Source organism: Staphylococcus sp. FSL W8-1268 (assembly GCF_038003965.1).
GTDB classification, from domain to species: Bacteria; Bacillota; Bacilli; order Staphylococcales; family Staphylococcaceae; genus Staphylococcus; species Staphylococcus hominis.
The window spans coordinates 919,258-933,581 of record NZ_JBBOQE010000001.1 but is presented as its reverse complement, the minus strand read 5'-3'; the positions used below and the strand labels follow the sequence as shown (position 1 = coordinate 933,581).

Here is a 14,324-nt window from a genome sequence, read left to right as displayed (position 1 = left end):
AAAATAATGGAGCGGAAGACGGGATTCGAACCCGCGACCCCCACCTTGGCAAGGTGGTGTTCTACCACTGAACTACTTCCGCATATGCGGGTGAAGGGAGTCGAACCCCCACGCCGTAAGGCGCTAGATCCTAAGTCTAGTGCGTCTGCCAATTCCGCCACACCCGCGTATACATGTGAGCCATAGAGGATTCGAACCTCTGACCCTCTGATTAAAAGTCAGATGCTCTACCAACTGAGCTAATGGCTCTTAGATGGTGCCGGCCAGAGGACTTGAACCCCCAACCTACTGATTACAAGTCAGTTGCTCTACCAATTGAGCTAGGCCGGCTATTAAATTGAATGGTGGAGAATGACGGGATCGAACCGCCGACCCTCTGCTTGTAAGGCAGATGCTCTCCCAGCTGAGCTAATTCTCCAATATGTATGCCTGGCAACGTCCTACTCTAGCGGAACGTCAGTCCAACTACCATCGGCGCTAAGGAGCTTAACTTCTGTGTTCGGCATGGGAACAGGTGTGACCTCCTTGCCATTGTCACCAGACAAGTGAATGATTATACATTCAAAACTAGATAGTAAGTAAAGATTTGCGTCGCAAAACTTGAAAAAATTGATTAAGTCTTCGATCGATTAGTATTCGTCAGCTCCACGTGTCACCACGCTTCCACCTCGAACCTATTAACCTCATCATCTCTGAGGGATCTTATAACCGAAGTTGGGAAATCTCATCTTGAGGGGGGCTTCATGCTTAGATGCTTTCAGCACTTATCCCGTCCATACATAGCTACCCAGCTATGCCGTTGGCACGACAACTGGTACACCAGAGGTATGTCCATCCCGGTCCTCTCGTACTAAGGACAGCTCCTCTCAAATTTCCTACGCCCACGACGGATAGGGACCGAACTGTCTCACGACGTTCTGAACCCAGCTCGCGTACCGCTTTAATGGGCGAACAGCCCAACCCTTGGGACCGACTACAGCCCCAGGATGCGATGAGCCGACATCGAGGTGCCAAACCTCCCCGTCGATGTGAACTCTTGGGGGAGATAAGCCTGTTATCCCCGGGGTAGCTTTTATCCGTTGAGCGATGGCCCTTCCATGCGGAACCACCGGATCACTAAGTCCGTCTTTCGACCCTGCTCGACTTGTAGGTCTCGCAGTCAAGCTCCCTTATGCCTTTACACTCTATGAATGATTTCCAACCATTCTGAGGGAACCTTTGAGCGCCTCCGTTACCTTTTAGGAGGCGACCGCCCCAGTCAAACTGCCCGCCTGACACTGTCTCCCACCACGATAAGTGGTGCGGGTTAGAAAGCCAACACAGCTAGGGTAGTATCCCACCAACGCCTCCACGTAAGCTAGCGCTCACGTTTCAAAGGCTCCTACCTATCCTGTACAAGCTGTGCCGAATTTCAATATCAGGCTACAGTAAAGCTCCACGGGGTCTTTCCGTCCTGTCGCGGGTAACCTGCATCTTCACAGGTACTATGATTTCACCGAGTCTCTCGTTGAGACAGTGCCCAAATCGTTACGCCTTTCGTGCGGGTCGGAACTTACCCGACAAGGAATTTCGCTACCTTAGGACCGTTATAGTTACGGCCGCCGTTTACTGGGGCTTCGATTCGTAGCTTCGCAGAAGCTAACCACTCCTCTTAACCTTCCAGCACCGGGCAGGCGTCAGCCCCTATACATCACCTTACGGTTTAGCAGAGACCTGTGTTTTTGATAAACAGTCGCTTGGGCCTATTCACTGCGGCTCTTCTGGGCTTGCACCCTAAAGAGCACCCCTTCTCCCGAAGTTACGGGGTCATTTTGCCGAGTTCCTTAACGAGAGTTCGCTCGCTCACCTTAGAATTCTCATCTTGACTACCTGTGTCGGTTTGCGGTACGGGCACCTAATCTCTATCTAGAGGCTTTTCTCGGCAGTGTGAAATCAACGACTCGAGGAAACAATTTCCTCTCCCCATCACAGCTCAATCTTAAGAGTGCCGGATTTGCCTAACACTCAATCTCACTGCTTAGACGTACAATCCAATCGTACGCTTCGCCTATCCTACTGCGTCCCCCCATCGATTAAAACGATTATAGGTGGTACAGGAATATCAACCTGTTATCCATCGCCTACGCCTGTCGGCCTCAGCTTAGGACCCGACTAACCCAGAGCGGACGAGCCTTCCTCTGGAAACCTTAGTCAATCGGTGGACGGGATTCTCACCCGTCTTTCGCTACTCACACCGGCATTCTCACTTCTAAGCGCTCCACATGTCCTTGCGATCATGCTTCAACGCCCTTAGAACGCTCTCCTACCATTGTCCAAAGGACAATCCACAGCTTCGGTAATATGTTTAGCCCCGGTACATTTTCGGCGCAGTGTCACTCGACTAGTGAGCTATTACGCACTCTTTAAATGATGGCTGCTTCTAAGCCAACATCCTAGTTGTCTGGGCAACGCCACATCCTTTTCCACTTAACATATATTTTGGGACCTTAGCTGGTGGTCTGGGCTGTTTCCCTTTCGAACACGGACCTTATCACCCATGTTCTGACTCCCAAGTTAAATTAATTGGCATTCGGAGTTTGTCTGAATTCGGTAACCCGAGAGGGGCCCCTCGTCCAAACAGTGCTCTACCTCCAATAATCATCACTTGAGGCTAGCCCTAAAGCTATTTCGGAGAGAACCAGCTATCTCCAAGTTCGATTGGAATTTCTCCGCTACCCACAGTTCATCCGCTCACTTTTCAACGTAAGTCGGTTCGGTCCTCCATTCAGTGTTACCTGAACTTCAACCTGACCATGGGTAGATCACCTGGTTTCGGGTCTACGACCAAATACTACACGCCCTATTCAGACTCGCTTTCGCTACGGCTCCACATTTTCTGCTTAACCTTGCATCAGATCGTAACTCGCCGGTTCATTCTACAAAAGGCACGCCATCACCCATTAACGGGCTCTGACTACTTGTAAGCACACGGTTTCAAGTTCTCTTTCACTCCCCTTCCGGGGTACTTTTCACCTTTCCCTCACGGTACTGGTTCACTATCGGTCACTAGAGAGTATTTAGCCTTAGGAGATGGTCCTCCCAGATTCCGACGGAATTTCACGTGCTCCGTCGTACTCAGGATCCACTCAAGAGAGAATATATTTTCAACTACAGGATTATTACCTTCTTTGATTCAACTTTCCAGATGATTCGTTTAATATATTCCTTTGTAACTCCGTATAGAGTGTCCTACAACCCCAATAAGCAAGCTTATTGGTTTGGGCTCTTCCCGTTTCGCTCGCCGCTACTCAGGGAATCGAATTTTCTTTCTCTTCCTCCGGGTACTAAGATGTTTCAGTTCTCCGGGTCTGCCTTCTGACAAGCTATGAATTCACTTGTCGATAACACAACATAACTTGTGCTGGGTTTCCCCATTCGGAAATCTCTGGATCAACGCTTACTTACAGCTACCCAAAGCATATCGTCGTTAGTAACGTCCTTCATCGGCTTCTAGTGCCAAGGCATCCACCGTGCGCCCTTAATAACTTAATCTAATATAGTTATTAATCTGTGAGTGTTCTTTCGAACACTAGCGATTATTTTTTATGAATTCAAGCTTATTTAAAACTCTATTCACTCGGTTTTGCTTGGTAAAATCTATTTACTTACTTATCTAGTTTTCAATGTACAAATTTAATGGTGGAGACTAGCGGGATCGAACCGCTGACCTCCTGCGTGCAAAGCAGGCGCTCTCCCAGCTGAGCTAAGCCCCCAAATTATTAATACTTAATGGTGGGCCTGAGTGGACTCGAACCACCGACCTCACGCTTATCAGGCGTGCGCTCTAACCAGCTGAGCTACAGGCCCATTAAATATTTAAATGTTTAAAATAAACATTCAAAACTGAATACAATATGTCACGTTATTCCGTATCATCTCTACGAGATGTTCCGAATACATCCTTAGAAAGGAGGTGATCCAGCCGCACCTTCCGATACGGCTACCTTGTTACGACTTCACCCCAATCATTTGTCCCACCTTCGACGGCTAGCTCCAAATGGTTACTCCACCGGCTTCGGGTGTTACAAACTCTCGTGGTGTGACGGGCGGTGTGTACAAGACCCGGGAACGTATTCACCGTAGCATGCTGATCTACGATTACTAGCGATTCCAGCTTCATGTAGTCGAGTTGCAGACTACAATCCGAACTGAGAACAACTTTATGGGATTTGCTTGACCTCGCGGTTTCGCTGCCCTTTGTATTGTCCATTGTAGCACGTGTGTAGCCCAAATCATAAGGGGCATGATGATTTGACGTCATCCCCACCTTCCTCCGGTTTGTCACCGGCAGTCAACTTAGAGTGCCCAACTTAATGATGGCAACTAAGCTTAAGGGTTGCGCTCGTTGCGGGACTTAACCCAACATCTCACGACACGAGCTGACGACAACCATGCACCACCTGTCACTTTGTCCCCCGAAGGGGAAACTTCTATCTCTAGAAGGGTCAAAGGATGTCAAGATTTGGTAAGGTTCTTCGCGTTGCTTCGAATTAAACCACATGCTCCACCGCTTGTGCGGGTCCCCGTCAATTCCTTTGAGTTTCAACCTTGCGGTCGTACTCCCCAGGCGGAGTGCTTAATGCGTTAGCTGCAGCACTAAGGGGCGGAAACCCCCTAACACTTAGCACTCATCGTTTACGGCGTGGACTACCAGGGTATCTAATCCTGTTTGATCCCCACGCTTTCGCACATCAGCGTCAGTTACAGACCAGAAAGTCGCCTTCGCCACTGGTGTTCCTCCATATCTCTGCGCATTTCACCGCTACACATGGAATTCCACTTTCCTCTTCTGCACTCAAGTTTTCCAGTTTCCAATGACCCTCCACGGTTGAGCCGTGGGCTTTCACATCAGACTTAAAAAACCGCCTACGCGCGCTTTACGCCCAATAATTCCGGATAACGCTTGCCACCTACGTATTACCGCGGCTGCTGGCACGTAGTTAGCCGTGGCTTTCTGATTAGGTACCGTCAAGACGTGCACAGTTACTTACACGTTTGTTCTTCCCTAATAACAGAGTTTTACGATCCGAAGACCTTCATCACTCACGCGGCGTTGCTCCGTCAGGCTTTCGCCCATTGCGGAAGATTCCCTACTGCTGCCTCCCGTAGGAGTCTGGACCGTGTCTCAGTTCCAGTGTGGCCGATCACCCTCTCAGGTCGGCTACGTATCGTTGCCTTGGTAAGCCGTTACCTTACCAACTAGCTAATACGGCGCAGGTCCATCTATAAGTGATAGCAGAGCCATCTTTCACTATCGAACCATGCGGTTCGAAATATTATCCGGTATTAGCTCCGGTTTCCCGAAGTTATCCCAGTCTTATAGGTAGGTTACCCACGTGTTACTCACCCGTCCGCCGCTAACGTCAAAGGAGCAAGCTCCTCGTCTGTTCGCTCGACTTGCATGTATTAGGCACGCCGCCAGCGTTCATCCTGAGCCAGGATCAAACTCTCCATAAAAATTTATGATGTTTGATTAGCTCATAATACTAAATAGTGTTTGTAACAATTAAGTTACTTTATTGGAATTAACGTTGACATATTGTCATTCAGTTTTCAATGTTCATTTTAACAATTACATTTATTTATTATACCAAATACTAATTATTCTTGTCAAGAACTTTTTTTATTTTTCTTTTCTTGAAGTTAATTAATATTTCAACAAATAATATCTTATAATAAATTGTTTTTATAATCAATGGTCAAAATTACACTTTTTTAACATTGTTTTAAACTAATTTACTTTGCGTTTTCAAACAATATCTTTTGTTTTTGACGACTTTTATATAATAGCAAGATTATTATTGAACGTCAACGGATTTTATAATATAAAATCGTTTAATATTTCACATCAAATGTATTCATTATCTTTAATGAGTATTTTTTTATTTAATATTTATCTTTTAAATTCTTTAATTACTTATAAACAAAAAAAGCAATGACATTAAAGTCATTGCCTAACTTTATTCTTTGTTTTTACATTCTTCACACAATCCATAAATTTCCATTCGATGATGTGTTACGTCAAAGTTTGTAACGTGTTGAGCTAATTGTTCAATTTCATCCAATTGAGGATAGTGGAAATCTACTATTTTACCGCATCGTTCACAAATAACATGATAATGATTATGAGTATTAAAGTCGAACCTACTTGATGCATCTCCATAAGTCAATTCTTTTACAATACCTATCTTCTTAAATACTCTTAAATTATTGTAAATTGTCGCAACACTTATATTAGGAAAATCAGGTGAAAGTGCTTGATAAATTTCATCCGCTGTAGGATGTGTATGTGAGCTAATTAAAAATCTAACAATAGCTTGTCTTTGAGGCGTGATACGAACGCCTGACTTTCTTAATGCTATTATAGCTTGTTCAAGCTCATGTTCAATTGATTCTATTTCTGCACTCATCATTTTCACCATCTTTCTACTTTATATTTATTATTATCTTATTAATAATATAACTACTTTCATACGGCATTGTCAATTATTCCATAAGTTTTATATTAATAGCCATCTTTTAAGTCTACTACGTTCTCACTTATTTCTTCTTTATTGAGAAAACGAGTTAGATTTCTTTCAAATATTTTCGTTGCTTTCTTTTTATTTTCTTTATCATTACCAGTTATATGTGCAGTAATTGTCACGTTATCTAAATCATAAAGTGGATGTTCTGATTCTAGTGGTTCATTTTCGAATACATCCAAGTAAGCATGACGTATTAATTTTTCTTTAAGTATTTCAATTAAATCGTGTTCTTCTACTATAGTTCCTCTTCCTACATTAATAAATAAAGTATCTTCCTTCATTAATTGGAAATGATGTTTGTTTAATAAATGATATGTTTCTTTGGTTTCTGGTAACGTATTAATTATTATATCCGCTTCTCCTAATAACTTGTCTAATTCATTTATCTCATATGTTTGATTAAATCCTTCTTTTTGTTTTCCTGTTTTACTTACACCTATTATTTTCAATTCGAAAGGTGTCAATAACTTTACAGTATCTTGAGCAATAGCTCCAGTGCCTAAAAATAAAATTGTTTCATCCTTTAAACGTTTACCTGTCAAAGTACTATCATAAATACGCTTTTGTTGATTAATAAATGATGTTTCCATTTTTTTATGATCATCTAATATAAAAGTTAGTATATATTCTGAAAGTTGCTTTGATTGTATTCCTCTAGTATTGGTTAAAGTAATTCCTTTATTCTTAATATACTCTAATGGTAGATTGTTTACGCCTGTTGCATACCATGCAATCCACTTTAAATTCGGACAAGACTTTATAAATCTTTCATTAATCTCCCCGTCATATCCTATCAATACCTCGAGTTCTTTTTTGTCATTATCTGGAATATTATCTGCTTTATCATAAAACGAAAATGAAATATCAGGATACTTTTCTATTAATTCATTTTCTATATTACCTAAACGTTTCAAGCTTACGATTTTCATTTATCTCACTCCAGCATTTGTTTTAAGTCATCTATTTGTGTTTTAACTTTTACTTTTTCAATGATATTTGTAATATATCCCGCTTCATCTATTACAAACGTTGTTCTCACTATTCCCATATTTTCTTTTCCAAAACTTTTCTTCAAACGATATATTCCTACTGCATTCGATAACTTAAATTCATCATCAACTAATAAATCAAAATTCAAATGATGCTTCTTAAAAAAGTTTTCGTGTTTTTTTCTAGAATCCCCGCTAATACCATAAACTTTAACTTTCATATCATTAAAGTATTGTATATTATCTCTAAAGTCACATGCTTCTGTTGTACACGTTGGTGTATTATCTCGTGGGTAGAAATATAATATTGTTTTTTCTCCCATAATGTTTTCATTAGTAATTAATTCTCCATTTTGATTCTCTAATTCAAATTTTGGAAAAAGATCTCCTATTTTTAACATCGTATCACTCATTTCTTCATATTATAATTATTATGTTACGATAGTAACGAATATTATTAAATAAGAAAGGTTGATACTCTATGAATTTCACTGAAAGTGAACGTCTTCAAAAGTTATCAAATGAATATATTTTAGGTGGAGTTAATTCTCCTTCACGCTCTTATAAAGCTGTTGGCGGAGGTGCTCCCGTAGTTATGCGTGAAGGTCATGGCGCTTATCTTTTCGATGTCGATGGAAATAAGTACATTGATTATTTACAAGCATATGGTCCCATAATTACTGGCCATGCTCATCCTCATATTACTGAGGCTATCCAAGATCAAGCGGCTAAAGGGGTTTTATATGGTACACCTACTGAACTTGAAATTGATTTTAGTAAAAAATTACGAGCAGCTATTCCTTCATTAGAAAAAATTCGTTTTGTTAATTCTGGAACAGAAGCAGTAATGACTACAATTCGAGTTGCTAGAGCTTATACTAAAAGAAATAAAATCATTAAATTTGCGGGTTCTTATCATGGCCATTCTGATTTAGTATTAGTTGCTGCAGGAAGCGGACCTTCTCAATTAGGTTCTCCGGATTCAGCTGGTGTACCTGAAAGTGTCGCTAGAGAAGTCATTACTGTACCTTTCAATGACATTGAATCTTATAAAGAAGCCATGTCACATTGGGGAGATGAAGTAGCGGCTGTATTAGTAGAACCTATTGTAGGTAATTTTGGTATGGTAAAACCTCAACCAGGCTTTTTAGAAGAAGTTAACAACATCACTCATGAGCATGGAGCTTTAGTGATTTACGATGAAGTCATCACTGCTTTCCGCTTCCATTATGGCGCTGCACAAGATTTATTAAATGTTTATCCAGATTTAACAGCATTTGGTAAAATTGTTGGTGGTGGATTACCAATCGGTGGCTACGGCGGCCGTCAAGATATCATGGAACATGTCGCTCCATTAGGCCCAGCATACCAAGCAGGAACAATGGCAGGTAACCCACTTTCAATGAGGGCAGGTATTGCATTACTTGAAGTTTTAGAGCAAGATGGTGTATATGAAAAATTAGATGCTTTAGGTAAACGTTTAGAAGATGGTTTAAATAAACTTATTGAAAAACATCATATTACTGCGACAATTAATCGTATTTATGGATCTCTAACACTCTATTTTACAGATGAAAAAGTAACACATTACGAACAAGTAGAAAATTCTGATAGTGAAGCATTTGCAAAATTCTTTAAACTTATGCTTAACCAAGGTATTAATTTAGCACCTTCTAAATTTGAAGCATGGTTCTTAACTACGGAACACACTGAAGAAGATATTGATCAAACATTAGAAGCGGCTGACTATGCCTTCAGTCAAATGAAATAATATTTAAAATTTAACTAACCTAAGAATGTCATATCGTAAATATACATTCTTGGGTTTTTATATATGCGTATACTTGTATAGTTTTATTTGTTGAGTGTATACTAATTTAAAAATACATTAAACTATAAACTTGTTATTTAAAGGAGCGTTGTATTTGAAATTAGGCGCACGTATACTTAAAACTGGAATTGCTATCATTCTCGCCCTTTTTATCGCTTCTTTTTTACCTGATAATGTTGGTTTGAAATCTGTAGCAGGAATAAGTGCTATTTTTGCAATGCAACCTAATATATATCGTTCAATGAAAACGATATCTGAACAAGCTACAGGTAATTTAATCGGTGCTATATTAGCAGTGATTATGGTAACCATTTTTGGTAAAAACATTGTGATTATGGGTATCACAGTCATTTTATTAATCGCCATTTTATACAAATTAAACTTGGCGCATGTAGCAACATTAGCAGGTGTCACTGCGTTAATCATTATGGGGCAACATACAGGATCGTTTTATCTTGTAGCTACATTTAGATTTATTTTAGTAATGATTGGAGTTTTAAGTGCTTCACTTGTAAACCTAGTATTCTTACCTCCAAAATTCGAAACTAAAATTTATCATAATGCGGTTAATATTTCTTCCGACATATTTATATGGTTTAAACTTGTGATTAATGATACTTCTGAATATCATCAGATAAAAGAAGATGGTGAACAGTTAGAATCTCGCATTATAAAATTAGAACAAATCTATGATTATTATCACGAAGAACGTACGTTTACAAGAAAAGCTGCTTTCCAACAAAATCGTAAAAAGATATTATTTAAAGAGGTCGTTGGAACAACTCGACAAGCTTACGAAGTATTAAACCGTATGGCTAGATATCAAAATGATTTGCATAATACAAATCATCATTTATTATTTCAAATTAAATTAGAGTTAGATTCGTTAACAGCGTATCACGAACAAATTTTAAAAAGTTTATCAAAAAAGGCGCGTTATAATGTAGATGATTTTGATAATCAGATTTTAAATCCTCAAAAGAAAAATCTTATGGATGCTTTTCAATATCAATTAATTCAAAATCCATATCAAGTAGAATATTCATATTCGAATATCATGCAAATTATCGCAGCTATTGAAGAATATCGATATCATTTAGAGCATTTAGATAGACTAAGATTAAGTTTCTTTACGTATCATCGTAATGACACAGATATTGAAATTCAAGATGAAGATTTTGATTTATAAAAATTAAATATCAATACTAAAAAAGACAAACTTAACTATCAAAGTTAAGTTTGTCTTTTTTAGTAGTCATTATTTAGTTATAAATCTTGAATGCTATATAGATGTTCGTATTCACCTTTTTTAGCAATCAGTTCTTTATGTGTACCAGTTTCAACGATTTGACCATGCTGCATAACAATAATTTTATCTGCATGTGTGATTGTTGATAATCTATGAGCTACAATAAGTGTAGTTCTATCTTTACTTAAAACATCTAATGCATCTTGAATAATTGCTTCACTTTCTAAATCAAGTGCGCTTGTCGCTTCATCTAAAATTAATATAGGTGGATTATTTAAGAAAATACGCGCAATAGATAAACGTTGCTTTTGACCACCAGATAATTTTACGCCACGTTCTCCAACTTCAGTATCATAGCCATTCGGTAAATTCATGATAAAGTCGTGCGCATTTGCCATTTTAGCTGCTTCGATTATTTCTTCTTCAGTAGCATCAGGACGTCCTAATAAAATATTCTCTCTTACTGTATCAGAAAATAAAATATTGTCTTGTTGAACAAGTCCAATTTGATTTCTCAAGCTTCCTATTAAATAATCTTTAATATTACGACTATCGATCAAAATTTCACCTTCACTTACATCATAGAAACGTGGAATAAGATTAATAAGCGTAGATTTACCTCCCCCGCTCATACCAACGAATGCTACTGTTTCACCTTTATTTATATTTAAATTTATATTTTTTAAAACTAAAGATTCATCTTCATTATATTTAAAGCTTACATTTTTTAATTCAATATGTCCTTCTTTTATTTCAATAGGTTGTGCACCTTTTTTATTTTTAATGTCATAGTCTTCATCTATTAATTGAAAAATACGATCCATAGAGGCGAAACTTTGCGTTAAAGTTGTGAATGAAGAAACTAAACGTCTTAATGGTCCGAATAATTGTTCTAAATATCCTACAAAAGCTGCTAAGGTACCTACTGTAATTGAACCAGTAATTGCTAAATATGACCCTACTCCAATAACAATGATAGGACCTAAATCTGTGACTGTATTAATAGCTGCAAATGAATAGGCATTCCATGAAGTATGTTGAAACGCTCTACTTAAAAAGTTTTTATTTTTTTTATCAAAGTTTTTCGCTTCATTATCTTCAATTGCAAAGCTTTTTATTACAGACATACCTTGAACACGTTCATGTAAAAATCCTTGTACTTCCGCTAATGCTTGTGAACGTTTACGTGTTAATTTTCTTAAACGTCCAAAGAAAAAATATACTGTAAAGACATAAAAAGGAAAAATAATAATTGCTGCAAGTGTTAATTTAATATCTAAGAAGAACATAATAGAAAGCGCAATAATAATCGTTACACAGTCTAACCAAATATTCATTAACCCAGTTAAAATAAAGTCTTTCGTTTGTTCTACGTCATTAATTACTCTCGATATAACTTGTCCCACTTGATTATTTGCATAAAATCGGGCACTTAAGGCTTGTAAATGGTCATACAATTGCTTACGAATATCATATAAAATTTTATTACTCGTCCATTGTGCTAAATATTGTCGAAGGTATTCAATTGGCGGGCGCACAATTAAAAATATAAATAGAGTAATACCTATCGCTATAGCAAGATGATGGAATTTTTCATTGGTGGTTAATGTACCATTATTAATTACACCATCAATCGCATATTTAATTAATAATGGGATTAACATTGGAATACCAAATTTTATAATCCCAATAATAATCGTTGCGAAAATACGATATTTATATGGTTTGACAAATTCTAAATATCGTCGAATCACACTGACTCCTCCTTAATTTTATTATCAAAAATTAATAGAGGTTGAACCCTCTATTCATAAACTCATTTATTTAAGAATAGGCAAGTAGTTTCAACCTCTTATTTATTACTCAAGTACTATAAACTAATTAATTACTATTTGCCTCAATTATGCTTAGTAATTACGAATTTTTTTATATCTTTGTTTCCATACTTTTATAAAGTCAGGAGCAAAAGGACCTTTTTTTTGTTCTATCCATTGTTGTAAAATGTCTACATTTCTTCTTAGTATTACGTCTATTTCATGAGGATAATTCATTTGTTTCATATGTTGTTCATATTCATCCTCATCTAACAAATGATATTTACCATTTGGATAAACTTTAATATCTAAATCATAATCAATATATTTTAAAGCTTCTTCATCACATACAAAAGGCGAAGATAAATTACAATAATAGTAAATACCATCTTCTCTAAACATGCAAATTACATTAAACCAATACTCAGCATGAAAGTACACGATTGCAGGCTCTCTAGTAATCCATGTACGTCCATCACTTTCAGTTACTAAGGTATGATCATTTCCACCAATGATGACGTGATCTGTTCCTTTTAAAATCGTTGTTTCAGACCATACTCTATGAATATTTCCATCATGTTTATAGCTTTGGATTTTTATATTTTCGCCTTCTTTAGGTATGGATTCTTTGACCATACTCCACACCACCTTTTAAAGTTTTTACAATTCGAATTATACCATATTTTTTTAAACTTCTTTAAAGAGATATAGAGAGATATTATATTTTTCTATTTACCAACAATAAACTCATAAATTTTACTCATTGATACTGGGAAAGAATAATCATCTCGATTTTCTAAATCAAACCATTCCATAAAGTCTGGTAATTGTGCTGAGTCAATATTTATATCTTCAATCACACTATAAACATTTAAATTCCAAGTTTTATGTGTAAACTGATGCTTTAATTGAAATATTATGTTCTCAGATAAAGTTAATGAATGGTTTAACTTATTTTCTAGTTTTTGAATCCCATTCGGACTTTCAAACATTGGAAATTGCCACATACCATTAAGTAGCTTTTCTTGACGTTTTTCAATCAGATATTGACCTTTCTGATTTCTGACTAAAAAAACCTCCTGATTAATTATTTTCTTAGCTTGTTTTTTAGTTTTGATAGGTAAATCTAACGTAGTTCCTTTTCGAAACGCTTCACAATTTTCCTGTACTGGACAAAATAGGCATAACGGATTCTTAGGTGTACATATTGTTGCACCTAATTCCATCATTGATTGATTAAATGTACCCGCTTCTTCTTGTACAAAAGGTTCAAGCTCTTTTTCAAATGATTTTCTAGTAGATTGTAATTTGATATCACGATGGTCATTATTAAGTCGAGTCCATACTCTAAAGACATTTCCATCTACAGTAGCTAAAGGGCGATTAAAAGCAATACTCATTACAGCTGCTTGAGTATATGGTCCTACTCCTTTTAATTCACCAAAAACTTTAGGGGATGATGGTACTTCCGCATTATAATTATGGTGTACTTCTTTAATTGCTGTATGAAAATTGCGGGCACGGCTATAATATCCAAGACCTTCCCAATACTTTAATACTTCATCTTCTTTTGCTTCACTTAACGCTTCAATTGTAGGAAATCGATGAATAAATTTATTGTAATAATCAATGACCGTTTTAACTTGTGTTTGTTGAAGCATAACTTCACTTAGCCATATATAATATGGATTAGTCGTTTCCCTCCAAGGCATTTCTCGTTGATTTTTCTCAAACCATGTCACAATATTATTTTTAAATGTCGTTTCATTTAACATTAAATTATCCTTTCTCTTACATAAAAAAATGTATAAGTTATAATACTTTCTAATATTTGATAAGTATCTTAATTTTGTTATTCTAATTTTTAGATTATAA

Annotated in this window: 8 protein-coding genes, 7 tRNA genes and 3 rRNA genes; 2 read left to right on the top strand and 16 right to left on the bottom strand. The window is 37.3% G+C overall.

Going from position 1 to position 14,324, the window contains the following annotated elements; translation table 11 throughout:
* Nucleotides 1-7: 7 nt before the first annotated feature.
* The 13 genes from NST64_RS04755 to NST64_RS04695 form a co-directional block, all read right to left on the bottom strand.
* Nucleotides 8-82 (bottom strand) — tRNA-Gly (locus NST64_RS04755).
* Nucleotides 83-85: 3 nt separating this feature from the next.
* Nucleotides 86-167, bottom strand: a tRNA-Leu gene (locus NST64_RS04750).
* A gap of 9 nt (nt 168-176) precedes the next feature.
* Nucleotides 177-249 (bottom strand) — tRNA-Lys (locus NST64_RS04745).
* 5 nt (nt 250-254) lie between these two features.
* Nucleotides 255-330 (bottom strand) — tRNA-Thr (locus NST64_RS04740).
* Nucleotides 331-342: 12 nt separating this feature from the next.
* Nucleotides 343-418, bottom strand: a tRNA-Val gene (locus NST64_RS04735).
* 9 nt (nt 419-427) lie between these two features.
* Nucleotides 428-542 (bottom strand): 5S ribosomal RNA (gene rrf / locus NST64_RS04730).
* 67 nt (nt 543-609) lie between these two features.
* Nucleotides 610-3,531, bottom strand: a 23S ribosomal RNA gene (locus tag NST64_RS04725).
* A 145-nt stretch (nt 3,532-3,676) separates the two neighbouring features.
* Nucleotides 3,677-3,752, bottom strand: a tRNA-Ala gene (locus NST64_RS04720).
* 17 nt (nt 3,753-3,769) lie between these two features.
* A tRNA-Ile gene (locus NST64_RS04715) sits at nt 3,770-3,846 on the bottom strand.
* Between the two features lie 99 nt (nt 3,847-3,945).
* Nucleotides 3,946-5,496: ribosomal RNA gene (locus NST64_RS04710) — 16S ribosomal RNA — on the bottom strand.
* Together the 16S, 23S and 5S rRNA genes with 7 tRNA genes alongside form the textbook arrangement of a ribosomal RNA operon.
* 503 nt (nt 5,497-5,999) lie before the next feature.
* The gene (perR, locus tag NST64_RS04705) at nt 6,000-6,449 is read right to left on the bottom strand and encodes a peroxide-responsive transcriptional repressor PerR (protein WP_017175209.1); all 450 of its coding nucleotides are present in this window, start codon (nt 6,447-6,449) and stop codon (nt 6,000-6,002) included.
* A 95-nt stretch (nt 6,450-6,544) separates the two neighbouring features.
* Nucleotides 6,545-7,495: a phosphoglycerate dehydrogenase gene (locus tag NST64_RS04700; RefSeq protein WP_002448313.1), complete on the bottom strand. Its 951-nt coding sequence runs from the start codon at nt 7,493-7,495 to the stop codon at nt 6,545-6,547.
* A gap of 5 nt (nt 7,496-7,500) precedes the next feature.
* On the bottom strand, nt 7,501-7,956 hold the full coding sequence (locus NST64_RS04695; protein ID WP_002448315.1) for a peroxiredoxin: 456 nt from the start codon (nt 7,954-7,956) through the stop codon (nt 7,501-7,503).
* Nucleotides 7,957-8,036: 80 nt separating this feature from the next.
* Between NST64_RS04695 and NST64_RS04690 the strand changes: the two genes are divergently transcribed.
* Nucleotides 8,037-9,326 carry a glutamate-1-semialdehyde 2,1-aminomutase gene (locus tag NST64_RS04690; RefSeq protein WP_002448312.1) on the top strand — a complete coding sequence of 430 codons (1,290 nt, stop codon included), beginning with the start codon at nt 8,037-8,039 and terminating at the stop codon, nt 9,324-9,326.
* Nucleotides 9,327-9,480: 154 nt separating this feature from the next.
* A complete protein-coding gene (locus NST64_RS04685; protein WP_002448314.1) occupies nt 9,481-10,575 on the top strand; it encodes an FUSC family protein in 1,095 nt (364 codons plus the stop codon).
* A 77-nt stretch (nt 10,576-10,652) separates the two neighbouring features.
* Here the strand turns inward: NST64_RS04685 and NST64_RS04680 are convergent, their stop codons facing one another.
* The 3 genes from NST64_RS04680 to mutY all read right to left on the bottom strand — a co-directional run bounded on the left by NST64_RS04680 (nt 10,653) and on the right by mutY (nt 14,224).
* Complete coding sequence (locus NST64_RS04680) at nt 10,653-12,389, bottom strand: ABC transporter ATP-binding protein (RefSeq protein WP_002450087.1); 1,737 nt, start codon at nt 12,387-12,389, stop codon at nt 10,653-10,655.
* 153 nt (nt 12,390-12,542) lie between these two features.
* A complete protein-coding gene (gene ntdP / locus NST64_RS04675) occupies nt 12,543-13,085 on the bottom strand; it encodes a nucleoside tri-diphosphate phosphatase (protein ID WP_002450077.1) in 543 nt (180 codons plus the stop codon).
* Nucleotides 13,086-13,177: 92 nt separating this feature from the next.
* Nucleotides 13,178-14,224 (bottom strand): A/G-specific adenine glycosylase, encoded by a 1,047-nt coding sequence (gene mutY / locus NST64_RS04670; RefSeq protein WP_002450062.1) that lies wholly within the window; start codon nt 14,222-14,224, stop codon nt 13,178-13,180.
* Between the last annotated feature and the right edge of the window lie 100 nt (nt 14,225-14,324).

What these genes read in the sequence shown, in the direction of transcription:
- NST64_RS04690 (WP_002448312.1), top strand. Translation starts at nt 8,037, where the DNA reads ATGAATTTCACTGAAAGTGAACGTCTTCAAAAGTTATCAAATGAATAT.
- mutY (WP_002450062.1), bottom strand. Translation starts at nt 14,224, where the DNA reads ATGTTAAATGAAACGACATTTAAAAATAATATTGTGACATGGTTTGAG.
- NST64_RS04695 (WP_002448315.1), bottom strand. Translation starts at nt 7,956, where the DNA reads ATGTTAAAAATAGGAGATCTTTTTCCAAAATTTGAATTAGAGAATCAA.
- NST64_RS04700 (WP_002448313.1), bottom strand. Translation starts at nt 7,495, where the DNA reads ATGAAAATCGTAAGCTTGAAACGTTTAGGTAATATAGAAAATGAATTA.
- ntdP (WP_002450077.1), bottom strand. Translation starts at nt 13,085, where the DNA reads ATGGTCAAAGAATCCATACCTAAAGAAGGCGAAAATATAAAAATCCAA.
- perR (WP_017175209.1), bottom strand. Translation starts at nt 6,449, where the DNA reads ATGAGTGCAGAAATAGAATCAATTGAACATGAGCTTGAACAAGCTATA.